Origin of the sequence: Microlunatus elymi, from assembly GCF_007362775.1 — a bacterium.
Taxonomy (GTDB): domain Bacteria; phylum Actinomycetota; class Actinomycetes; order Propionibacteriales; family Propionibacteriaceae; genus Microlunatus; species Microlunatus elymi.
Genome location: NZ_CP041692.1, coordinates 4,168,302 through 4,190,427, shown reverse-complemented (window position 1 = coordinate 4,190,427; position 22,126 = coordinate 4,168,302). Strand labels below are relative to the sequence as shown.

25 protein-coding genes are annotated in these 22,126 nt (G+C 66.9%); 13 read left to right on the top strand and 12 right to left on the bottom strand.

The window, feature by feature from the left end:
- Positions 1-16: 16 nt before the first annotated feature.
- On the bottom strand, positions 17-1,123 hold the full coding sequence (locus FOE78_RS18915) for a pyridoxal-phosphate-dependent aminotransferase family protein (RefSeq protein ID WP_143987662.1): 1,107 nt from the start codon (positions 1,121-1,123) through the stop codon (positions 17-19).
- Positions 1,124-1,170: 47 nt separating this feature from the next.
- Entirely contained in the window at positions 1,171-1,533 is a 363-nt protein-coding gene (locus tag FOE78_RS18910; RefSeq protein ID WP_143987661.1) for a YciI family protein, read from the bottom strand.
- 361 nt (positions 1,534-1,894) lie between these two features.
- Here FOE78_RS18910 and FOE78_RS18905 point away from each other — a divergent pair, with 361 nt between their 5' ends.
- The 3 genes from FOE78_RS18905 to FOE78_RS18895 are packed head-to-tail and all read left to right on the top strand — an operon-like array spanning position 1,895 to position 4,607.
- On the top strand, positions 1,895-2,932 hold the full coding sequence (locus FOE78_RS18905) for an ABC transporter ATP-binding protein (RefSeq protein ID WP_143987660.1): 1,038 nt from the start codon (positions 1,895-1,897) through the stop codon (positions 2,930-2,932).
- Positions 2,929-3,765 carry an ABC transporter permease gene (locus FOE78_RS18900; RefSeq protein ID WP_143987659.1) on the top strand — a complete coding sequence of 279 codons (837 nt, stop codon included), beginning with the start codon at positions 2,929-2,931 and terminating at the stop codon, positions 3,763-3,765. Before FOE78_RS18905 ends, FOE78_RS18900 begins: the two co-directional genes overlap by 4 nt.
- Positions 3,765-4,607 carry an ABC transporter permease gene (locus FOE78_RS18895; RefSeq protein WP_168207594.1) on the top strand — a complete coding sequence of 281 codons (843 nt, stop codon included), beginning with the start codon at positions 3,765-3,767 and terminating at the stop codon, positions 4,605-4,607. The genes FOE78_RS18900 and FOE78_RS18895 overlap by 1 nt, the downstream gene beginning before the upstream one ends.
- Positions 4,608-4,610: 3 nt before the next feature.
- On the opposite strand, the gene FOE78_RS18890 is transcribed toward FOE78_RS18895, so the two are convergent.
- Positions 4,611-5,042 carry a type II toxin-antitoxin system VapC family toxin gene (locus tag FOE78_RS18890; protein ID WP_168207593.1) on the bottom strand — a complete coding sequence of 144 codons (432 nt, stop codon included), beginning with the start codon at positions 5,040-5,042 and terminating at the stop codon, positions 4,611-4,613.
- On the opposite strand from FOE78_RS18890, the gene FOE78_RS23685 reads away from it, so the two are divergent.
- On the top strand, positions 5,036-5,257 hold the full coding sequence (locus FOE78_RS23685; RefSeq protein WP_168207592.1) for a hypothetical protein: 222 nt from the start codon (positions 5,036-5,038) through the stop codon (positions 5,255-5,257). The two genes, FOE78_RS18890 and FOE78_RS23685, sit on opposite strands and share 7 nt — an antisense overlap.
- A 96-nt stretch (positions 5,258-5,353) precedes the next feature.
- On the opposite strand, the gene FOE78_RS18885 is transcribed toward FOE78_RS23685, so the two are convergent.
- Positions 5,354-6,301 carry a glucuronyl esterase domain-containing protein gene (locus tag FOE78_RS18885; RefSeq protein WP_143987656.1) on the bottom strand — a complete coding sequence of 316 codons (948 nt, stop codon included), beginning with the start codon at positions 6,299-6,301 and terminating at the stop codon, positions 5,354-5,356.
- Positions 6,301-7,668, bottom strand: a complete 1,368-nt coding sequence (locus FOE78_RS18880) for an FAD-binding oxidoreductase (RefSeq protein ID WP_143987655.1) — start codon at positions 7,666-7,668, stop codon at positions 6,301-6,303. Before FOE78_RS18880 ends, FOE78_RS18885 begins: the two co-directional genes overlap by 1 nt.
- Positions 7,669-7,776: 108 nt before the next feature.
- Between FOE78_RS18880 and FOE78_RS18875 the strand changes: the two genes are divergently transcribed.
- The 4 genes from FOE78_RS18875 to FOE78_RS18860 all read left to right on the top strand — a co-directional run bounded on the left by FOE78_RS18875 (position 7,777) and on the right by FOE78_RS18860 (position 12,615).
- Positions 7,777-8,697, top strand: coding sequence for a glycosyltransferase family 2 protein (locus tag FOE78_RS18875; RefSeq protein WP_168207591.1), 921 nt, complete (start codon positions 7,777-7,779; stop codon positions 8,695-8,697).
- Positions 8,694-9,458 carry a polysaccharide deacetylase family protein gene (locus FOE78_RS18870; RefSeq protein WP_210414669.1) on the top strand — a complete coding sequence of 255 codons (765 nt, stop codon included), beginning with the start codon at positions 8,694-8,696 and terminating at the stop codon, positions 9,456-9,458. Before FOE78_RS18875 ends, FOE78_RS18870 begins: the two co-directional genes overlap by 4 nt.
- A complete protein-coding gene (locus FOE78_RS18865; protein WP_143987653.1) occupies positions 9,421-11,202 on the top strand; it encodes an ABC-F family ATP-binding cassette domain-containing protein in 1,782 nt (593 codons plus the stop codon). The genes FOE78_RS18870 and FOE78_RS18865 overlap by 38 nt, the downstream gene beginning before the upstream one ends.
- A 63-nt stretch (positions 11,203-11,265) precedes the next feature.
- On the top strand, positions 11,266-12,615 hold the full coding sequence (locus tag FOE78_RS18860) for a hypothetical protein (protein WP_143987652.1): 1,350 nt from the start codon (positions 11,266-11,268) through the stop codon (positions 12,613-12,615).
- Between the two features lie 27 nt (positions 12,616-12,642).
- Here the strand turns inward: FOE78_RS18860 and FOE78_RS18855 are convergent, their stop codons facing one another.
- From FOE78_RS18855 to FOE78_RS18845, 3 genes are read right to left on the bottom strand one after another with little or no spacing between them, the layout of a single operon-like run.
- Complete coding sequence (locus tag FOE78_RS18855; protein ID WP_143987651.1) at positions 12,643-13,377, bottom strand: DUF4191 domain-containing protein; 735 nt, start codon at positions 13,375-13,377, stop codon at positions 12,643-12,645.
- A gap of 5 nt (positions 13,378-13,382) precedes the next feature.
- Positions 13,383-14,330, bottom strand: a complete 948-nt coding sequence (lipA, locus tag FOE78_RS18850) for a lipoyl synthase (protein WP_143987650.1) — start codon at positions 14,328-14,330, stop codon at positions 13,383-13,385.
- Between the two features lie 35 nt (positions 14,331-14,365).
- The gene (locus FOE78_RS18845) at positions 14,366-15,136 is read right to left on the bottom strand and encodes a GNAT family N-acetyltransferase (RefSeq protein ID WP_143987649.1); all 771 of its coding nucleotides are present in this window, start codon (positions 15,134-15,136) and stop codon (positions 14,366-14,368) included.
- A 187-nt stretch (positions 15,137-15,323) separates the two neighbouring features.
- Between FOE78_RS18845 and FOE78_RS18840 the strand changes: the two genes are divergently transcribed.
- From FOE78_RS18840 to FOE78_RS18830, 3 genes are read left to right on the top strand one after another with little or no spacing between them, the layout of a single operon-like run.
- Entirely contained in the window at positions 15,324-15,578 is a 255-nt protein-coding gene (locus FOE78_RS18840; RefSeq protein ID WP_143987648.1) for a hypothetical protein, read from the top strand.
- Between the two features lie 53 nt (positions 15,579-15,631).
- Entirely contained in the window at positions 15,632-16,210 is a 579-nt protein-coding gene (locus FOE78_RS18835; protein WP_143987647.1) for an ATP-binding protein, read from the top strand.
- A gap of 53 nt (positions 16,211-16,263) precedes the next feature.
- Entirely contained in the window at positions 16,264-17,286 is a 1,023-nt protein-coding gene (locus FOE78_RS18830) for an ABC transporter substrate-binding protein (RefSeq protein WP_143987646.1), read from the top strand.
- Between the two features lie 36 nt (positions 17,287-17,322).
- Here the strand turns inward: FOE78_RS18830 and FOE78_RS18825 are convergent, their stop codons facing one another.
- Entirely contained in the window at positions 17,323-17,757 is a 435-nt protein-coding gene (locus tag FOE78_RS18825; RefSeq protein ID WP_210414668.1) for a MarR family transcriptional regulator, read from the bottom strand.
- 48 nt (positions 17,758-17,805) lie between these two features.
- Here FOE78_RS18825 and FOE78_RS18820 point away from each other — a divergent pair, with 48 nt between their 5' ends.
- On the top strand, positions 17,806-18,654 hold the full coding sequence (locus tag FOE78_RS18820) for an alpha/beta fold hydrolase (RefSeq protein ID WP_210414667.1): 849 nt from the start codon (positions 17,806-17,808) through the stop codon (positions 18,652-18,654).
- Between the two features lie 5 nt (positions 18,655-18,659).
- Here the strand turns inward: FOE78_RS18820 and FOE78_RS18815 are convergent, their stop codons facing one another.
- Positions 18,660-19,571, bottom strand: coding sequence for a sigma-70 family RNA polymerase sigma factor (locus FOE78_RS18815; protein WP_143987645.1), 912 nt, complete (start codon positions 19,569-19,571; stop codon positions 18,660-18,662).
- 105 nt (positions 19,572-19,676) lie between these two features.
- Here FOE78_RS18815 and FOE78_RS18810 point away from each other — a divergent pair, with 105 nt between their 5' ends.
- The gene (locus FOE78_RS18810; RefSeq protein ID WP_210414666.1) at positions 19,677-20,141 is read left to right on the top strand and encodes a carboxymuconolactone decarboxylase family protein; all 465 of its coding nucleotides are present in this window, start codon (positions 19,677-19,679) and stop codon (positions 20,139-20,141) included.
- A gap of 17 nt (positions 20,142-20,158) precedes the next feature.
- Here FOE78_RS18810 and FOE78_RS18805 read toward each other — a convergent pair whose 3' ends face one another.
- Both FOE78_RS18805 and FOE78_RS18800 read right to left on the bottom strand, forming a co-directional pair.
- Positions 20,159-21,139, bottom strand: a complete 981-nt coding sequence (locus FOE78_RS18805) for an ABC transporter permease subunit (RefSeq protein WP_143987644.1) — start codon at positions 21,137-21,139, stop codon at positions 20,159-20,161.
- Positions 21,136-22,122 carry an ABC transporter ATP-binding protein gene (locus FOE78_RS18800; protein ID WP_143987643.1) on the bottom strand — a complete coding sequence of 329 codons (987 nt, stop codon included), beginning with the start codon at positions 22,120-22,122 and terminating at the stop codon, positions 21,136-21,138. The genes FOE78_RS18805 and FOE78_RS18800 overlap by 4 nt, the downstream gene beginning before the upstream one ends.
- Positions 22,123-22,126: the final 4 nt, after the last annotated feature.

Genomic DNA, 22,126 nt, shown 5'->3' with positions numbered 1-22,126 from the left:
TGATGGTGCAGGGTGGTCAGCGGCCGAGGATCTCGGCCAGTGCAGCCAAGATCAACAACGCGGCATCGGGTCGGGCGTTGTGTCCCATCAGGCCGATCCGCCAGACCGTGCTCGCGTACGCGCCCGCGCCGGCGCCGATCTCGATGTTGTAGCGGGTCAGCAGTTCGGAGCGGACGGCCGCAGAGTCGACACCCTCGGGCACCTTCACCGTGGTCAGTTCGGGCAGCCGGAATCCCTGTGCAGCAAAGAGTTCCAGGCCGAGCTTCTCCAGACCGTCCTGCAGGATGTGGCCCGCCTCGGCATGCCGCGCCCAGACCGCCGGCAGCCCCTCGGCGAGGATCCGTGCCAGACCGTCGTGCAGGCTCGCGATCATCCCGGTCGGTGCGGTGTGGTGATAGGTCCGTCCGGCATGTCTGGCGCTGGCCTCGCCGACGTAGCCGCCGAGCAGACCGAGATCGAGATACCAGGACTGTGGATGCTCGATCCGACGGGCGAAGGCCCGATCGTTGATGGTGAACGGCGCCAGCCCCGGCGGCACGCCGAGACATTTCTGCGAACCGGCGTAGCCGACGTCGATGCCCCAGTCGTCGGCGGCCAACTCGATGCCGCCGATCGAGGTCACCGCATCGGTGATCAACAACGCGTCGCCCTTGAGCCGGCCGAGGGCGGCGATGTCGGACCTGACTCCGGTCGAGGTCTCCGCGTGCACGGCCGCGATCACCTTCGGACTCGGATGCGCATCGGCGACCCGCTGCGGGTCGATCGGTTGACCCCAATCATGATCAACTCGAACCACATCGGCACCGCAGCGTGCCGCCACGTCGCACATCCGCTCACCGAACAGGCCGTTCACCGCGATCACCGCGACGTCGCCCGGCCCGACCGTGTTGACGAAGGCAGCCTCCATCCCAGCCGAGCCGGTCGCCGACAGCGGCAACGTCCGCGAATTCTCGGTGCCCCACACGGTGCGGAGCATGGCGCAGGTGTCGTCCATGATCGCCAGGAAGTCCGGATCCAGATGGCCGAGGATCGGCCTGTTCAGTCCGGCGACGGCTTCCGGGTACGGGTTGGACGGGCCCGGGCCGAAGAGTCGCCGGTCCGGAGTCGGGGTGGGACTGGTCATGGCTGCGACCCTAGCCCCGGCCGCCGACATTCAACCGGGTGAGGTACTCAGTCCCCGTTCCAGAACAGGCGGATCTCGATCCCGGCATGGTGGGCCATCGGATGCTCGGCGGCGATCTGCCGAGCGGTCTCGATCGAATCGCACTCGATCACGTCGATACCGGCGATGTATTCCTTGGACTCCAGATACGGCCCGTCGGTGACCAGCAGTTCGCCGCCTCGCACGCGTACGGTCTCGACCGCGGTCTGCGATTCCAGCCGGTCGCCGAACAGCCGCCGGCCGGCTTGGTCATGACGGCCGACCCAGTCCTCGATGTCCGACTCGGGCGGTGCGCCGGGGGTCTTGGTGGTGCGATCCTCGTCGATCGGCGCTGCTTCGGCGGATGCGCAGACCAGGAACAGGAACTTCATCTCGTACATCTCCTCGGGGTGGGTGTGGTGACTTCTGCCAGCTACACGAAGTCGGTTCGACCGAATCGACCAACGCGTCGAACGAATCTCGAAAAAGCTTTCGGCCGTCGCCGGGACCGGTGCTAGCGTCGCCGACGTGTTGTGGTTCCCACGAGCTAACTAGGTCTTCGGACCGGCTCCGGATCGCGGATCGTTCCCGCTGGGCGGGCGTGATCCGCCGGATGTGCGTGTCCGCTCATCCCGGTGCCGTTCCGTGACCTGAACCTCGCACATTGTGTCCGATTCCGCGTCGCCCCTCTTGCAGGCGGCCCCGTTCGGCGCCGGTTGTGTCCACTCCGTCCGAGCGTGAGGAATCTGATTCATGCCTGCTGTGCCATCCACTCTTCCGGCGATCGAGCTCTCCGGCGTCGGCAAGACCTACCGTTTCCACCGCACCCGGCCAGGGGTGCGCGGCTCGGTCCGTGACCTGTTCGGCCGCGAAAGTGGCGAGCGGATCGCGGTTGCTGATCTTGATCTGCAGATCGCCGCCGGTGAGTTCATCGGCCTGCTCGGCCGCAACGGCGCGGGCAAGACCACCACCCTGAAGATGCTGTCGGGATTGCTGCGGCCGAGCACCGGCACCGTACGCGTGCTGGGGCACGAGCCGTACAAGCGCGGCTTCGACTTCCTCCGGCAGATCGCGATCGTGCTGGGTAACAAGACGATGTTGTGGTGGGACGTGTCCACCATGGCCAACCTGGAGCTCTACCAGGCGTTGTACGACCTGAGCCCGGACGAGTTCGGTCGCAACGTCGGTGAGCTGGCCGAGTTGCTCGGGTTGGGCGATCATCTCGACATCCCGGTACGGAAGTTGTCGCTGGGTGAGCGGATGAAGTGCGAGCTGATGCTGGCTCTGGTGCATCGGCCGGAGGTGATCTTCCTGGACGAGCCGACGATCGGTCTGGATGTGGTGTCGAAGGCGGCGATCCGGCAGTTCCTGGCCGAGACCTGTGCCCAGCACGGCACCACGATCATCCTGACCAGCCACGACATGGACGACGTCGAGCAACTGTGCCCTCGGGTGGTGCTGATCGACGGGGGACGACTGCAGTTCGACGGCTCCCCGGATCAGCTGGTCCGCTCCACCCGGCCACGCAAACGGGTGACGTGCAGCTATTCCGGGCCGATCCAACCACCCGGAACCTGGCCGCCGGGAGTCCGGCCGATCGACGACACCGATCGGCAACGGCTGGTGTTGGAGGCCGAGCGGGAGGCCCTGGCCGGACTGCTCGCGCTGGCTCCGAGCTGGGGAACCTTGATCGATCTCGAGGTCCGCGACGCCGAACTGGACGAGGTCATGCAGGCAGTGCTGTCGTCTCCCCAGTTCGGCAACGGGCTCGCAGCGGGGGTGGCCCGATGACCGGCCCCGCCCGCCGGCAACTGCGCTTCTTCTCCCGGCTGCTCCGCTTCAACGTCGCCGTCACCTTCGTCTACCGCGGCGACTTCATGATCATGCAACTGGGCAATCTGATCATCCCGATCACCTCGCTGCTGGTCTGGCAGGCGGTGCTCGCCTCCGGCGCGCCGCTGCCGGTCTCCGGCCGGTACCTGACCACCTACTTCGTCCTGGTCGCGGTGGTGGAGATGCTCGCCTCGACCTGGACAGCGTTCTTCCTGGCCGAGTCGATCCGCAACGGCGAACTCAACCAATGGCTGGTCCGGCCGACCTCGACCCTCGTCAACGCGATCGCCAACAACATCGGCGAGAAGCTGGTCAAGATCATCTTTCTGGTGCCGTTCGTCGCTGCCGCGGTGTTGATCTTGCAACTGACCGGGATCGGCGGCGGTCTCGGCTATCCGCATCAGGCCGTACGTTGGCTGGCGTTCGCGATCGCGGTCGTGCTGGCCGCTGCGATCCGCTTCACCCTGGATGTGTTGATCGGTTCGTTGGCCTTCTGGTTCGAGGACGTGCAGGGATTCCTGCGGGTCTCGGCGGTGATCGTGCCGGTGCTGTCCGGCGCGGTGGTGCCGTTGGCGTTGATGCCGGCGGGCTGGCAGTTGATCACGCAACTGCAGCCGTTCCGCTTCATGCTGTCCTTCCCGATGGAGGTGTTGCTGTCCGATCAGCAATGGACCAGCGGTGCTCCGCGGACCGGCTTCGCGCTGCAACTGCTCTGGTTGTTGATCTTCGTCGGTGGGGCGGCATTGCTGTGGCGGCGTGGGCTGCGTTCTTACAGTGCGGTGGGTGCGTGATGTCGGTTTCGACAAGCTCAGGACACCGCTTCGACAAGCTCAGGACCCTGAGGTTCGGATACGGATGGCGGGTCGCCCGGGCGATCGTCCGGCAGGCGCTGGGGCGGGAGGTGCAGTTCCGGGCGCAGGCCTGGACCACCCTGGCGGTCGGCGTACTGGAGGTCGCGGTGGCGATCGTGCCGGCGTTGTTGATCTTCGGCCGAACCGATCAGGTGCACGGCTGGAGCATCGGCGAGGTGCTGATGGTGACCGGGGCTGCGCAACTGCTGAACGCGTTCCTGGCTGCGGTGATCACGCCGAACCAGTCCAAGATGACCGACTACATCCGCAACGGCGACCTGGATCTGATCTTGATCAGGCCGGCGCCGGCGCAACTGTTTGCGGCCTTTCGCTGGTTCGAACCGGCCGCGTTGCTCGGTGCACTCAGCGGGCTGGCGGTGTTGATCGTCGGCTGGCTGCAGGCAGGCCTGCACCCGTCGCCGGCCGGAGTGCTGTTCGCCCTCGGCTGGTTCGTGCTCGGCTGCGCGGCGGTCGCGCTGATCTGGGTCAACCTCGGCTATCTCGCGTTCTGGTTGACCTCGGCCGGTCAGCTGCAGGAGTTCCTGGCCACCCTGCTCACAGCCGGCCGCTACCCGCTGGCGTTCTACCCCGCGGCCGTCCGGACGATCTTCCTTTCCCTGGTACCGATCGGCCTGGCGACCACGATCCCGGTGGACGCGCTGCGTGGCCGCAACAGTCTGCCGGAGTTGATCATCGCCGTGCTGCTGCTCGGCGTGCTGGCGATGATCACCCGGCTGCACTGGCTGGCGGGCCTGCGCAGCTACAGCGGCGCCAGCTCGTGAGGATCAGTCGTCAGCAGCGAGGTCGAGATCGATCGGATCGACTCGTTCGAGCCCGGGGACACCATCGAATGCGGTGTCGGGGCTGATCATGACGGCCAGCCCGTGCTCGATCGCGGTCGCAGCGTGCAGTGCGTCTCGACCCAGGATGCCTTGATGGAACAAGATCAACTCCATAGATCTGTTCACGACTGACCGATCGACGTCATAGAGCTCGAGAAGGTCGATCGCCGCCCTTGCCTGCTGAACTGCCAGCGGGCGCTCAACCCTTCGCATGCGATGGAATAGCAACTCCTGAATGAGTTCCCAGCTGGCGTGCAGGCTGAACTCTCCTCGCCCGGCAGCAAGGACGACAGCTTGGCAAGGTTCTCGGTAGTGGTGCGAGTCACCGAGCGCGTAAGCGAAGACAGCGGTATCAACCGCGAATCGACGTGTCACGGCAGACGAGTCGCGAGGTCGTTCTCCAGGTCCCGTTTCACGACTTCCCAATCCTCGCCGGGCTCGTCGTTGTCGTCGGCCCACTCGACGATGCGATGTGCCGCTGCCTGCTTGGCGGCGTCCTCGTTGTTGAGGGAAAGGTCGATGGCCTCGCGAATGACGGCGCCGACACTCGTATGTCGGCGCCGCGCGACGTCGGCTACCTGCTCGATTGATCCTGCGCAAGCAAGAGGTGGACTCGTCGCTCGAGCGTGCTCATGGCCCACAGCGTACCTGCACATCTATGCGCAGGTTGCTGAACGCCAGCAGGGTTACGGCCCGCTCAGATGAGTGTCGGCGAAGGCGAGGTAGTGCAGCCAGTCCTCGGTGAGCAACCCATGGTCACCGGGGCGCAGATGGAAGCCGACCGGGCCGAGACCTTCGTTCAGCTTGCGCGCCGACTGGACGCACAGGAACTGGCCGAGCGGATCGGCCCAGTCGTCCTCCGAAGCACTGCCGACGTGTACGGGGCGGGGCGCGATCGCGGCCAGAAGTTGATCTTGATCGACCGGCAGTTCGTCGTCCCGGCCGGCGTAGTCGGCATAGCCGGACGTGAACCAGTACGGGAAGTTCGTGGTGATCGCGGCAATGTCCTCACCGGCCCGATGCCGATGAAGACTGTCGCCGCTGCAGCCCGCTTCGTTGCTGATCACCGCGGCAAAACCTTCGTCCTGGGCCGCGGCCCACAGTGCTGCCTTACCCATCCGCGAATGCCCGACGGCGATGATCTTGTCCCGCTGTACGTGCGCATAATCGGTCAGCTGGCGGCGGATCAGCGACAGCCCCCAGGCCCAGACGCCGATGGTGCCCCAGGTGGCCGGCGCTCCTTCATCGTCGGGACCGATGCCCAGGATCCGACGTACGCCGTCGGCAGCGCCGCCGTTGCGGTCCGGCTCGATCGCGCTCGCATGCACACTCGCCACGCCATACCCGCGCCGCATCAACAGCTCGATCGGCCACTGCTGCAGCACCGCGTCGTTGCCGTCGAAGTTGAGGCCGAGAAAGACCGGTGACTGGTCGATGTTCGGCAAGCAGAGCAGCAATTCCAGCCGATGCTCACCGCGTTCGCCGGTGATCGTCAACTCGTGCCGGCTGCGGCTGCCGGCACCGAACGCGGCTTGATAGTCCAGCACCTTTGAGGTGACCGCGAGTTTCAGCCGCGGTGTCACCCCGTACACGTGGCGACCGAAGTCGTCGATCACTTGCCTGGTGTTGATCATCAGAGAACCGCTCCGGGATTCATGATGCCGTCCGGGTCGAGCGCGTTCTTGATCTTGTGACTGAGCGCCATCACGTCCGGGCCGAGCAGATCCGGCAGCGCGTCCTTCTTCAGCCGGCCGACGCCGTGCTCGCCGGTGATGGTGCCACCCAGCGAGATGGCCAGTTGCATCACCTGATCGAACGCGCCGTGAGCCCGAGCGCGAGAATCCGGGTCAGAAGCGTCGTAGATGATGTTGGGATGGGTGTTGCCGTCGCCGGCGTGCGCCACCACCGGGATCTCGATCCCGTTCTGCTGGGCGATCTTGGCCACCCCGTCGATCAGCTCCGGCAGCAGCGGAACCGCAACCCCGACGTCCTCCAGCAGCAGGGATCCGCGCCGTTCGATCGCCGGGAAGGCCGCGCGCCGGGCGGCCACGAACAACTCGCCCTCGTCCGGATCCTCGGTGACGAAACACTCCTTGGCGCCAAGCTCGGCACACACCTTTTCCATGATCGAGATCTCCAAGGCCCGGGCGCCACCGGGTGCATCGGACTGGGCGATCAGCATCGCGCCTGCGGTCCGATCCAGGTCCATGTGCAGGTAGTCCTCGACGATGTTGATGCTCAGCCCGTCCATCAACTCCAGCATCGACGGCCGAATCTGCGCACACATCCCGACCACCGCGCGGGCCGCCGCCTCGACATCGGCGAAGGTGGCCACCAGGGTCGCCTTGTCGGGTTGCTTCGGAACCAGCTTGAGGATGCCGCGGGTGATCACACCGAGGGTGCCTTCGCTGCCGACGAACAGTTTCGTCAGCGACAGACCGGCCACGTCCTTGACTCGGATGCCGCCGAGTTTGATCAAGGTGCCGTCGGCCATCACCACGTCCAGACCGAGCACGTAGTCGGTGGTCACGCCGTACTTCACGCAACACAGCCCGCCGGCGTTGGTGGCCAGGTTGCCGCCGATCGAGCAGATCTCGTACGAGGACGGGTCCGGGGGATACCAGAGCCCGTGCTCGGCGGCGGCGGCCTTCACCTCCGCGTTCAGCGCTCCGGGCTCGACGATCGCCACCCGCGCCGCGGGATCGATGCTGATCGCCCGCATCCGTTCGGTGCTGATCACCAGACCATGATCAACAGCGGTGGAGCCGCCGGACAATCCGCTGCCGGCGCCGCGCGGCACCACCGGGACCCGATGCTCGGCCGCCCAACGCACCGCGGCCTGGACGTGCTCGGCGGTTTCGGCGCGGACCACTGCCAACGGCATCCCGGCCCGCTCGTCGTGCGCCCAGTCGTACCGATAGCGATCCATCACCACCGCATCACAGGTGACGACGTCCGGCCCCACAGCATTGATCAAATCGTCGAGGGCTGCGCTGCTCATGGACGCAAACCTATGCCTTCCGGCGTTTCTCAGCCGCAGCGGTCCGGCGGACGCCATCATGGAGGCGTGAGTCTGCCAAGCGACCGTTGTTCGGAACCCGCATCGTCGATGCGGTTTTCGATTGTGATCCCTGCCCGGAACGAGGCGGGCTATCTGGCGGCGACGCTCCGGGGGCTGCAGCGGCAGGACTTCCCCGGCGACTACGAGGTGATCGTGGTCGACAACGGGAGCACCGACGAGACGGCCGAGATCGCGCGGACCTGGGGCGCACGGGTGATCAGCGAGGAACGGCGCGGGGTCTGTCAGGCGCGCGATGCGGGCACTCGGGCGGCGCACGGCGAGATCGTCGTCTCTACCGACGCCGACACCACCCATCCGGTCGACTGGCTGAGCCGGATCGACCGGACCTTCCGGGCCGATCCGCGGCTGGTCGCGGTCTCCGGCGGGTGCCGGTTCGTCGGCGCCGACTGGTGGGGGCGGGCCTACCCGGTGCTGCTGTTCAACGCGGTCGGTCTCTGCTATCGACTCACCGGCTGGGTCTGGTACGTGTCCGCCGCCAATCTGTCGTTTCGCCGCGACGCCTGGACCGGGTACGACCTGCGGCTCACCCAGGGCGGCGACGAACTCGATCAACTGCGCAGGCTGCGGCGCAACGGCCGAGTGGCGTTCGACGCGACCCTGCTGGTCGACACCTCGGCTCGGCGGCTGATGCGCGGCTTCTGGTACAGCGCGTTCGTCACCTTCCTCTACTACTACCTGCTGGGTTACCTGCTGAATCGGGTCGTCGGCCGGACGGTGCTGCCGATGGCACCGGACATCCGACCCGCCGGCAGATCGATCCGGTCCAACCGTCCGGCCGCCGCCGTCGACCGCTCTCCGGTCCGGCCCAGGCCGCGAACCATGGTCGCCGCCCTGCTCGCGGTCCTGACCGTGTTCATGATCATCACGCCGCCCGGCCGGATGCTGGCCGACGGGGTCGCGGACACCGTGCACGCGGCGGTCAGCCATCACTACCGCACCGCCCGATGAGTTCGACCAAGATCATTTCCGCCGCGGCCGCGCTGGCCGGCGCCGCCGGGCTGGGGCTCGGCTACCGATTGCGGATGTCCGAGACCTCCCAGGCTGCCGGGACGTTTCCCTACTGCGGGACGGCCGACCGCCGGGTGGTGGCGCTCACCTTCGACGACGGGCCGAACGATCCGTACACCGGTGCGTTGGCCGAGTTGCTGGCCGATCGCCAGGTGCCGGCGACCTTCTTCCAGGTCGGTCGCTGCGTCGAACGGCACCCGCAACGCAGCAAGGAGTTGGCAGCCGCCGGGCACCTGATCGGCAACCACAGCTACCGGCACCGCTTCGACGACTACCTGCGGCCGGACAAGTTCCTGGCCGACGTCGACCGGACCCAGCAGATCATCGCCGACGTCACCGGCACGCTTCCGCGGCACTTCCGCCCGCCGTGGCTGTATCGAACCCCGGCGTTGCTGGCCGGGATCGCCGACCGCGATCTGCGGGTGGTGTCGGGCCGGTTCTGCGATCCGCTGGAGGTCCTGCAGCCGAGCTCACGCCGGATCGCCCGGCAGGCCGAGCGTCGGGTCGAGCCCGGCAGCATGATCATTTTCCACGACGGTTTCGACGACCGGGGCGGATTTCGCGGCCGTACGGTGGCCGCGGTCGGCCTGCTGATCGACCGGCTGCGTGAGGTGGGCTACGGCTTCGTCACCGTCGACGAGCTGCTGCCCGTACCCTGTCCGGGTGGTTCATCTGCTCGGCGGCCGCTCGATCGCGCTTGACTTCCCGACCCGGCACGTCTTCACCGACCTCACCATCGGGGTCAACAGCGGCGACCGGATCGGGGTGGTCGGCCGCAACGGCGACGGCAAGTCCACCCTGCTGCGGATTCTGTCCGGCCGGCTCGAGCCGGACTCGGGCGAGGTGGTGCATCGCGGCGGCATCCGGGTCGGCATGCTCGACCAGGCCGACACCCTGGACCCGGAACTGACCATCGCCCGGGCCGTGGTCGGTGACCGACCCGAGCACGAGTGGGCCTCCGACCCGCGGATCCGGGACGTGCTCGGCGGACTTCTGGGCGATCTGGACTGGCACACCCGCACCGGTGATCTCAGCGGCGGTCAGCGCCGCAGGGTGGCCCTGGCCGAGCTGCTGGTGGGCGAACAGGACGTGCTGTTCCTGGACGAGCCGACCAACCATCTCGATATCGAAGGTGTGTCCTGGCTGGCTCGACATCTCAACCAGCGTTGGCGTTCGGCCGACGGCGCCCTGGTGGTGGTCACCCACGACCGCTGGTTCCTGGACGCCGTCTGCACCCTCACCTGGGAGGTGCACGACGGCACCGTCGAGGTGTTCGAGGGCGGTTACGCGGCGTACGTGTTGCAGCGGGTCGAGCGTGATCGGCTGGCCGCTCAGGCGGAGACCAAACGGCAGAACCTGATGCGCAAGGAGTTGGCCTGGCTGCGCCGCGGCGCGCCGGCGCGGACCGCCAAGCCCCGGTTCCGGATCGAGGCCGCCAATCAGCTGATCGAGAACGAACCGCCGGTCCGGGATTCGGTCAAGCTGCAGCAGCTGGCCACCGCCCGGCTCGGCAAGGACGTGATCGACCTGCTCGGCGTGTCGGTCGGCTACGGCGGTGAGCCGGTGCTGACCGACGTCGAGTGGCGGATCGGCCCGGGGGAGCGGTCCGGCATCCTCGGCGCCAACGGCGCCGGCAAGACCACCCTGCTGAAGTTGATCACCGGTCTGCTGGATCCCGATCATGGCCGGGTCAAACGGGGCAAGACGGTCAAGATCGCCACCCTCAGCCAGCAGCTGACCGAGTTGGCCGACGTTGATCAACTTCGGGTCCGGGAGCTGCTGGAGACCAAGCGGAGCAGCTATGTCGCCGGCGGCAAGGAGCTCACACCGGGTCAGTTGCTGGAGCAGCTCGGCTTCCCGAATGCCTTGCTGTCAACGCCGATCAAGGATCTGTCCGGCGGTCAGCGACGACGGTTGCAGCTGTTGATGATCTTGCTCGACGAGCCCAACGTGCTGGTGCTGGACGAGCCCACCAATGATCTTGACACCGACATGCTGGCCGCGATGGAGGACCTGCTGGACAGCTGGCCCGGCACCCTGCTGGTCGCCACCCATGATCGTTATCTGCTGGAGCGAGTTACCGATCAGCAGTACGCGATCCTTGATCATCGGCTGCGACATCTGCCCGGCGGTGTCGACCAGTATCTGCAGCTCAGTGCCCAGGCCCGGGACGCCGCCGATGCACCGACGGCCGCGACCGAGGCCCCGGCGCGGCAGTCCACGGCGGCCCGGTCCCGCGCGGTGAGCAAGGAACTGGCCGCCCTGGAGCGACGTTTGCAGCGGCTGCAGGACCGAACCGAGAAGATCGAATCGGCGATGGTGGCCGACAGCGCCGACTACACCAAGCTGGCCGAGCACTCGGCCGAGCTGAACTCCGTACGCGCGGAGCAGGGGGAGCTGGAGGACCGCTGGCTGGAGCTGTCGGTCGAGGCTGCCGACGACTGATGAACACTCAGCTGCGGCCAGTAAACTGCCCGACGGCCAGACCGAATGGAGGAATCAGCACCCGTGAGTTTTGCACCGCAGGCCGAACCGGTCATCCAGAGCTCGGTGGCAGCACTGCCCGAGGGCACCACGCTGCTGCACATCGGGATTCCCAAGACCGGGACGACCACGCTGCAGCGCAGCGCGGCCTACCACCGCGCGGAGCTGCTGCAGCGCGGGGTCTGCTACCCGGGTGAGACACTGAACCACCGGGAGGCGATCTCGGCGCTGATGGCGCGTTCGCTGGGCTGGAAGAACAGTCAGTCGACGCCGGCGAAGGGTATCTGGGACAAGATCGAGCACGAGGTCAAGAACACGTCGGCCAAGCGGTCGCTGATCAGTCACGAATTCGGCTGCGAGTCCACCGACGAACAGGCCCGCCGGTTCATCGAGGCGTTGGGCCCGCAGACGCATGTGGTGATCACCCTGCGCGGGTTCGCCGACCTGCTCGGGTCGAGCTGGCAGCAGTACGTCAAGGCGGGCTACCAGAAGCCGTACGGGGCCTGGCTGAAGGCGATTCTCGGCGACCGGAAGAAGCTGAAGACCACCCCGACCTTCTACAAGCGCAACGACCAGGCCGCGATCGTGGAGCGGTGGGTGCGGATCGCCGGCGTCGACAACGTCACCGTGGTGATCGCCGACAAGCGCAAGCCGGATCAGCTGACCAACGCGTTCGAGGACCTGCTCGGCGTGCCCCGCGGGATCCTGGGCGCCGTGCCCGCGGGCGGGTACGCCGCCAACCGCAGCCTGTCGGCGGCCGAGGCCGAGCTGGTGCTGCGGGTGAACAAGATCTTCCGCGAGCAGGGCATGACCTGGGACCGGTACGCGGATCTGATGAGGCACGGGCTGGTGGCCCGAATGCAGGAGAACCGCCGGCCGGCCGCCGACGAGCCGACGCTCACCCTGCCCACCTGGGCGGCGAAGAAGGCTCTGGCACAGGCGCAGACCTACGCCGACGCCGTGGCCGCGACCGGCTGCCGGGTGATCGGCGACCTGTCGGCGCTGACCACCCCGGTGCGTACCGTGAGCCGGATCGAACGACCGACCCAGATCCCCGCCGACGCGGTGTACGAGGCGATCGCCGGTCTGCTGTCGGCCGAGGACGGTCGCGGCGCCTTCTTCGACCAGCCGCCGGAGGGCGTGCAGGGCGCCAACACGTACAAGGGCCGGCTACGCAAGATGGTCGACTCCGGCGAGGGGCTCGAGGTGGCCAACGCGATCCGCGCGACCCGTCACCTGGACGATCGGACGATCGCCGGGATCGCCGCCTACCGCGGAATCACCACCGCCGACGCGTGGACCAAGCCGTATCGGCGCCGGGCCAAGCGCGTCGTGTCCGGGCTGAAACAGAAGGTGACCGGCAAGCGCAACTGATCCGGGCCGAGGGTCTGGCCGCTGGTGTCAGCGGCCCCGCATCGCCTGCTTGGCTCCGCGGACCTGCCGCGGGCTGGTCGGCATCGGACCCTTCGGGATCGGCATCTGCGGACGGGCCTTGTCCAGCGCGTTCAGCCGGGACTTGATCTCGGTGATCTGGTTCGGTTCCAACACCTTGGGCAGCTTGCGGATGTAGTCGGCCAGCTTCTCCAGCGGCACCTGGCCGTCCTTGGTACCCATCACGATGGTCTTCACCTTGACGCCGTAGGCGACCTTCTCGTGCTTGCGGGCCTCGCTGGCCAGCAGGTTCTTCAGCCGGCCCGGCTCGCCCTCGCCGATCAGGATCAACCCGCCCGGGCCGAGGGCCCGGTGCACGGCGTCGAGCTGGCGGTTGGCGGCGATCGCCGGGGTGGAGATCCACTTCTTCGGCAGCATCGACAACGCCACCTCGGCCGAGCCGGCTTGGCCCGCGTACCGTTTGTAGGTCGCGGCCTTGGTCCGGCGGACCAGCATCATCATCGCCAGCAACAGGCCGACCATCACGCCGAGGATGATCAGTGAGATCAGCATCTTGCTGAACAGCACGCCGGCGATCACGCCCAACGCGATCGGCACCACGAAGCAGCCGATCAGCAGGAACGGCAGCGCCTTGTCGTACTCGTGGGTGCGCTGGTAGGCGACGATGATCTGCCGGATCCGGCCCATCTGTGCCGGGTCGTTGGGATCCTTGGCGGGCTTGGCCGGCTTCTCTTTCTTAGCCATGAATCTCACCCATGATCGGAGTTCACTTTCATCATTCTCTGACTGACCGCCCCACGATAGAGCCTGCCGGCCCGGTAGGACGAACGCACCAGCGGACCGCTCATCACGCCGGCGTAGCCGATCGCGTTCGCCTCGAGTTCGAGTTCGGCGAATTCGTCCGGGGTGACCCAGCGGTCGATCGGATGATGCAGTGCGCTCGGCCGCAGGTACTGGGTAATGGTGAGGATCTCGGCACCGGCGTCGTACAGATCCTGCATGGCGGAACTGATCTCGTCCCGAGTCTCGCCCATGCCGAGAATCAGGTTCGTCTTGGTGACCAGGCCGGCCTCCCGGGACCAGCGCAGCACGTCCAGCGAACGCTCGTAACGGAAGCCCGGTCGGATCCGCTTGAAGATCCGCGGCACCGTCTCGACGTTGTGCGCGAACACCTCCGGCCGGGTGCCGAAGATCTCCTCCAGGTAGGCACGGTTGCCGGAGAAGTCGGGGGCCAGCATCTCCACCCCGACGCCGGGGTTGAGTTCGTGGATCTTGCGGATGGTCTCGGCGTAGAGCCAGGTTCCCTCGTCCGGCAGGTCGTCGCGGCAGACGCCGGTGACGGTGGCGTACTTCAGCCCCATTTTCTGCACCGACTCGGCCACTCGAAGTGGTTCGCCGGCGTCGAAGTCGGCCGGTTTGCCGGTGGCGATCTGGCAGAAGTCGCAGCGCCGGGTGCACTGCTCGCCGCCGATCAGGAACGTCGCCTCGCGGTCCTCCCAGCACTCGAAGATGTTGGGACAGCCGGCCTCCTGACACACCGTGTGCAGGCCCTCGTCCTTGACCAGCCGTTTGAGGTCGCGATACTCGGGCCCCATCTTCGCGGTGGTCTTGATCCAGGAGGGTTTCTTCTCGATCGGCGTCGCGGAGTTGCGTACCTCGAGCCGCAGCAGCTTGCGTCCTTCCGGTGCGATCGTCACGCGGGCAACCCTACTCTGAGCGTTGGTTGTGGCTCTCACCCGGCGAGGTACGGGACCGTACCGCCGACGGTGCGCAGGCCGAGCCGTTCCAGGATCGGCCGACTGTCGTCCGAGGCGTCCACCTGCAGAATCGTGTACCCGCGGTCGAGAGCGAGCCGGGCGCGGCGGGCGACCAACGCACGGTAGATGCCCCGACCACGATGGGAGGACTGCGTGCTGCCTCCCCACAGTCCGGCAACGCGGGTGCCGGGAAGCGGCACCAGCCAGGCCGCGCTGACCAGGTCGTCGCCGTCCTCGGCCACCAGGACGGTGATCGGCTCGTCGGCCCGCAGCCGCGCCTGGAGGTCGTCGGCGAGCCAACTCCAGTCCTCGGACCAGACCTCGGTCTCCATCGCGGCGATCCGCTCGAGATCCGTGCGCTGACGGGCCTCGCGGATGATCACGCCGTCCGGTGGCTCGGCGTCGGTCGCCAGCAGGGCAGTCTCGCCGAGCACCAGCGCCTCGTGCGGCCCCGGCCGGGCTCCGCGCTCGATCAGCAACGGGCGAAGATCATCGCGATCATGATCGAACGTCTTCCACTCGAACGGCCGTTGTTGATCTTGGAAGAACGCGAACGTCCGGTCGACCAGACCCCGCAGGTCCTCGCCGGACAAGGCTGTCGCGTCGTCGACGAACATCGCGAATCCGCCTCGGTCGGTGAGGCAACGGGCCAGTGGGCCGTCCGACGTGCCGGTCCAGCCCGGCGGCAGCCGATTCAGGAACGAACCGCGCACTTCGGCGTCGTACACCTGCAGCAGGTCGGTCATCCAGCGGACCGTGCCATGATCATGATCAACAAGTTCATGATCAGCGAACTTAGTGCATCAGAACGCTTCTGAGGCTGCCTTAGTCGGCGACTTAGCCGAGATCATCGCCCAGGCATCGTCCCTGGACTCGCAGAGATAGAGAAGTTGCCCAATGTGGAGGGTGCCGCCTCAGAATGAGGCTGGCTGCATGAGCACCTTTCAGTCGATCCTGTTGATGGCCGCCTCCGCCGCCGTGATGCTCCCGATCCTCGTACTCGTCGGTTGGTTGACCGATCGGCTGCTACGCCCCGGTAGCGCGGAACCCTCGGGTCGTGAACATCGTCGGCCGCCGGTCGCGAGCCCGATCGAGCAGACAACCACAACCCAACCCGATCGAGCAGAAGAGCGCGGAGAAGTTGATCATGGACGACGGGCTCAACCTCACGATCACGTCACAGCCTGAGCCGGTGCGGTAAATGCGATGCGTACGGAGGCCAACCTGGGCAGAATGCCGGCGTGACCGCCGCGGCGCCGCGAGGCGAGACGATTCTGCTCACCGGACCTCCGTTGGCCGGGAAGACCAGCACGGCGGTGTGGTGGGCCGAGCGTCGTGCCCGGCGGACGTCGCCGCTCGACTGGGACCAGCTGCAGAAGACACTGTTCGGGCCCCGGCTGAACCAGGATCCGGACCAGATCAGCAACCAGTACAGGTTTGCGGCCAAGATCGCCGCCGCGACCGCCGAAATGATCACCGAGACCGGCGACGACTGTGTGATCGCCGGCGCCCGGGTGCCGGCGAGCGCGGACGATCCGCCGGAGTGGGTCGGTGTCTGGGACGACCTTGATCAACTCGATCCGATCACCGTGGTACTGCTGCCCAGTCTGGAGACCCGGCTTGCGCGGCGCCGTGCCGATCCCGGCCGGCTACCGGGCGGCCTGTTCCCGTACAGCGAAGAGCAGGTTCGGCGCAGTCACGGGTGGGCGTGGAACGCCTGGTCCGCTCACCCGCGGGCGAGCGTCCTGGACACCTCGGCGATGAACCCGGACGAAGTCGTCCAGGCCGTGGAATCGATCGTGGCAAAGCTTTCCTGCTGAGTACGGCACCGACCGAGCACCTGGAGCGAACGGCATTAGGTTAGCCTTACCTCGTGAACTTCGGGACAAGGGCAGGGTTGTTGCGGTCGGCGGCGGTCGTGGTGGCGATGATCATGGGGCTGGCGGCGGTGGCCGGCTGTCAGTCGTCGGCGGGGGAGTCGGGCCAGCCGGCAACGACCGGGGCAGCGCAGTCGTCGGCGTTCCCGGTGACCATCAAGCATCAGTTCGGTGAGACGGTGATCAAGTCCCAGCCGAAGCGGGTGCTGACCGTCGGCTTCAACGAGCAGGATTTCGCCCTCGCCTTCGGGGTCGAGCCGGTCGGCGTACGGGGGTTCCTCGGCTACGACGCGCCGAACCGGCCTTGGGCGCCGGAATCGGTACGAGGTAAGAAGATTCCGACCGTCGGCTCGCAGGAGATCAATTTCGAGAAGGTCGCCGAACTGCATCCGGATCTGATCTTGGGCATCAACTCCTACGTCGACAAGGCCGCGTATGCGAAGTTGTCGGCGATTGCGCCGACGATCGCGCAGTCCGGCGACGTCGCGCCGGGTGCGACCACCTGGCAGGACCAGACGCTGACCACCGGCAGGGCGCTCGGCCAGGATGCCAAGGCCAGGCAGTTGGTCGGGGCGACCGAGCAGGCGTTCGCCAAAGCCCGCAAGGAACATCCAGAGTTCGCGGGCAAGACGGCGGCGTTCGCGCTCGGCCTGACCAGGAAGGGCAGCTACAGCCTGGGTGCCGACGACTACCGGACCGGCTGGCTGACTGACCTCGGCTTCACCGTGCCCGAGACGGGCGGTGAGGTGAGCTTCGAGAAGCTGGACGTGCTGAACAAGGACGTTCTGGTCGCCGAGGGCGTCGATCCCGCAGTGATGCAGAAGAAGTTGATCAAGGAGTTGCCGCCGGTCAAGGAGGGGCGGTTCGTCGACCTCGGCGCCTTCGACGACGACTTCGCCGGGGCGCTCGGGTTCAACTCCCCGCTCAGCCTGCCTTACCTGCTCGACATCGCCGTGCGCCGGCTGGCCGCGGCCACCGATGGTGACCCGAGCACCCGGCCGGAGCCGTACCCGAACTGATCTGGCACCTCGAGATCAGCCGCCGGGTCGATGAGATCAATCCGGCTTGCCCGATTGCAGGCCCAATCGTTGAGACACCACCTCCAGGGTGTGTACGAGATCGCTGATCTCGCCGGCGTTGTCGGTATCGAGAGCTTGGCCGATCGCATCGTCGACGGTGTGCCCACGAACCTCGGCGACCCGATCGGAGACGTGGTCCGCGCGGCGGAGCAGCGTCCGGCGACGATCACGCGGATCGGTGCGGGCTACAACGGATCCTGAATCGCGAAGTCTGACCACCGCCACCGACACCGCGCTCTGCGTCAGGCCGGTGCGTGCAGCAATCTCGCCGACCGTGCTGTCGGAGTTGTCGAGAATGTCGGCGAGGACGACCAGGACCGTGCGGTTGCCGGCGTGGCCAACTTCGGGAAGCGCTTGCTCGCCGATCTTCATGAGGGCGCGTCCGAGCAGGAACAGTTGAACTCCGTTCACGCCTAGAGGTTATATCAAGGATGATGCATCAGTGTTGATGTATCAGAAATGATGGATTACGATTCATTCATGATTACGATCGAAACCGCGACCGTTGCGGTCCCCGGTGCCCACCTCTACTACGAAGTCCGCGGCCACGGGCCCGTGCTGCTGATCTCTCAAAGCGGGGAGGGCGATGCCAACCGGACCGAGGACCTCGTCCGGCAGCTGGAAGACGAGTTCACCGTCGTCACCTACGATCGGCGCGGACTGTCCCGCAGCACGATCGACGAGCCATCCCGACCGGTCACCATGGCCACCCATGCCGAGGACGCGCACCGGCTACTCGCCGCGGTCACCAATGAGCCCGCGCACCTGCTCGGCTGCAGTATCGGGGCGGTGATCGGCCTGCATCTGGCGGTCGACCACCCCGAGCAGCTCGGCACCTTCATCGCGCACGAGCCGGTGGCGCCCTGGCTTCTCACCGCCACCGACCGGGCGGCCCAGCTGCGCGAACTCGAGCACTGCCAGCAGGTGTTTCATGCCGAAGGTTGGCAGGCCGCGCTCGCGCCGATGGCCCGCACGTTAGGCATCAACCCCGCCGATCAGACCATCGAGCCAGGAGTTCGCCTACCGGCGTTCACCGCCGAACGCGCCGCCAATTTCAGCTACTTCCTCGGCCACGACTTCACCGCCGTCCGCGAGGACTCGCTCGATGTGGCCGCCCTGCAACGCAGCAGTGTCCGTATCGTTCCGGCCGCCGGCCACACCACCCCGGCGCATGTCTTCGACCGCAAGTGCGCCGATGAACTGGCCTCCCTGCTCGGCATCGAACTCGAGGTCTTCGCCGGCGGGCACAACGGCAACATGACCCACCCGCGCGGCTACGCCACCCAGCTGTCCACGCTCATCGCCTGAAGACACTAGCTCAACACGACCTCCAGGTCGCGCAGCAGGGCGGGATCGCCGATCACCTCGACCCGGCGGATCCGGCCGTCGTGGATCTCCACCGCGAACACCGTACGGACGGTGCCGCCGGGTGCCCAGACCGCGCCGGGAACGCCGTCGATCAGCGCAAGCTGAGCGGCCTGGGCACGACCGGCGAACACCCGCGCAACCGCGTCCGCGCCGTGGGCCTGCTCGGTCAGCAGCGGCGCCCCGAGTCCGGCGCTCACTGCCTTGGTCGCCTCGGTCACCACGAGCGGGTCGGCGCGCAGTTCGACCTCGGGATCGAGCAACTGCAGCAATCGGCCGAAGTCGCCCTCCCGCGATGCGGCCAGGAACGCCTCCACCACCTCGCGCTGCCGCTCCCGTTCGCCGGACGGCTCGACGCCCTGCACCCGGCGCCGCGCCCGCGACGCCAACTGCCGCGCCGCCGCCGGCGTCTTGTCCACGATCGGCGCGATCTCGTCGAACGGCAGCCCGAAAAGATCATGCAGGACGAAGGCCAACCGCTCCGTCGGACCGAGCGTGTCCAGCACCACCAGCAGCGCGGCACCGACCGCATCGGCCTCGACCGAATGATCCTCCGGTGTCGGCTCGGACATGGCCTGCTGTTCGGTTCCGGCCGACGGTTCGTCGACCAGCTCCTCGTGCCGTGATCGGCGTGTCCGAAGTTGATCAAGACACACCCGCGACACCACGGTGGTCAGCCAGCCGGCCAGATTCTGCACCGAGTCGGCGTCGGTGCGTTGCAACCGCAGCCAAGCCTCCTGGACCGCATCCTCGGCGTCGCTGTGCGAACCGAGCATCCGGTACGCGATCGAGCGCAGCCGGGGCCGTTGCTCGGTGAACAGGGCGGCCAGGGTGCTGTCGTCGAGTTGATCTTCAGACATGTTCGGCATTCTCCGTCACATTCTCTCGGGTTGATCCGTCACTTCAGATGACGGCGGCAAACGCCCCCGTGTGACCTGAAAGCACGTGTGACCTGAAAGGACATCATGACCGCACTGACGACTCGGATGAAGAACCCCGCCGGCCTCGTACCCGAGGCTGCGATGCAGGCGTTGATCACGCTGGGACAGGGTGCCGAGGAGTACGGCGTCGCGCCGAAGATCTTGGAGCTCACCCATCTGCGGGTCAGCCAGATCAACGGCTGCGCCGCCTGCCTGGGCTACAGCATGCGCAACGCCCGTACGGTGGGACTGACCGACTCGCAGCTGATTCAACTGGCCGGCTGGCACGAATCCACCTTGTTCTCCGCTCCCGAGCGAGCAGCTCTTGATCTTGCCGAGCACATGACCCGGATGGCCGACACCTCCGACCCGGTGCCGGACAAGATCTGGGACGAGGCGTCCGAACACTTCGGGGAGAAGGAGCTCGCCGGGCTGGTGGTCTGGATCGCCACCGCCAACCTGTACAACCGGATCAACGTCACCACCCGCCAGCAACCCGGCTCCTGGTGATCCGGTCAAGATCATGATCAGGTGACGTCCCGGCGGCGGAAGATCACAGCCGAGATCAGCACCGCGGCCACGAACAGCACGGCCAGGTAGATGATGCCGTGGCCGAGCGACAGGTGCCGCTCGACCTGGTTGTACATGATGCCGTCGGACGTCACTTCCTTGCGCTGGTCGTAGTACGGGTAGCCGTTGTGCAGCACCGCGAGCAGGTTGTTCTCGACCAGCCAGGGCTTCAGCTTCTGCATCGACTCGATCGAGCCCATCAGGATGTTCAGGACGAAGTCGACCACCAGATAGCCGAGCACCACCCCGAGCGCGGCCACGGTGTGCCGGAAGATCAACGCCAGCGCGAAGCCGACGGCCGCGCCGAAGGTGACGATCAAGAGCCCGCGACCACCCTCGGCGATCAGGTCGCCGAGCTTGGTCACCGAGCCGGAGTTGATCTTGACCAGGACGGCGGTGCTGGCCAGGCTCAACGCGGTTGCGGCCGCCGTCACGATCGCTCCCGTCAGCAGCAGCGTGCCCAGTTTGCTGACGTACACCTTCAACCGGTCGGGGATGAAGCTCAGCCAGTTGGCGATCGCACCGCTGCCGTATTCGGCGCCGATGCTGGAGGCGCCGATGATCAAGAACGCCAGCGTGGGCAGGATGACGCTGACCGTCACCACACCGCCGGCCATGTCGGCGAACGTGGCCGGCCGCGGTCGATAGTCCTCCCAGCTGGGCTCGCTGATCGCACAGTCGGACGCGTGCGCGGGACCCATCTGTTTTTCGCAGTCCTTCTGCGCTTGCTCGTTCTCGTCCTTGTTGTCCCGATATTCCTGCTGTGCTTGCTGGAACTGGGTCCGCGCCTGCGCGATCTCGGCCTGCGACGGCTGCTTCACCGCGAAGCCGACGGCGACCTGAAACCCAACCAGGGCAAGGAAAAGCACCGCCAAGCCGATCAGGAACACCCGGCGGCTGCGGAGCCGGTCCAACTCCGCCGCGAACAGTTTGATCACTGCTGGCCCTCCTGTGCGCGGCGCGGTTGCGGCCGGTCACCGGTCGGATCGGCGGCACCGAGATGATCATCGGTGGTGAGTTCCAGGAACACCGACTCCAGATCGGCACGCATCGGCACCAGCTCGTTCACGTAAAGACCGGACCGGGCCAGCAGCTCGGTGATCTTGCTCGGCTCAAGGTGCTCGGTCGACGTCACCAGCAGCCCCCCGTCGTCGGCGCTGACCTCGTAGCCGGCCCGGGTGAGCAACTCGACGGCCCGGCGTCGGTCGGCGACGCCGACCCGTACCGATTCCGAACCGCCGGTACGCAGCAGCTCGGCCACCGTGCCCTCGGCCAGTAGCCGGCCCCGGCCGATGATCGACACGGTGTCGGCGATCTGGGCCACCTCGCTGAGGATGTGGCTGGAGACCAGGACGGTCTTGCCGCGATCGGCCAGCCCGCGCATGGTGTCGCGGATCTCGTGGATGCCGGCCGGATCCAGGCCGTTGGTCGGCTCGTCGAAGATCAACAAGTCGGGATCCTTCAACAGGGTGGCGGCGATTGCCAGCCGCTGCTTCATGCCCAGCGAGTACTTGCCGAAACGATCGCGGCCGCGATCGCCCAGTCCGACCTCGGCGAGCACCTGGTCGACCCGGGACGGCGGTGCGCCGATGCCGCGTGCGAGCAAGATCAAATTCTTCCGGCCGGTGAAGGCGGGGAAGAAGCGCGGCTGTTCGACGATCGCCCCGACCCGGCTGATCACCTGGTTGATGCCGCTGGGAATCGGATGATCGAAGATCAAGATGCTGCCGGAGTCGGCGGCAATCAGCCCGAGCAACATCCGGATGGTGGTCGTCTTGCCGGCACCGTTCGGACCGAGGAAGCCGTGCACGCCGCCCCGGGGCACGCTCAGATCGAGTCCGGCCACGGCCGCCTGGCGGCCGCGTCGGGTGCGATAGATCTTGCGGAGATCGCGGACTTCTACCGCGAGACCGCCGGCCACCCTG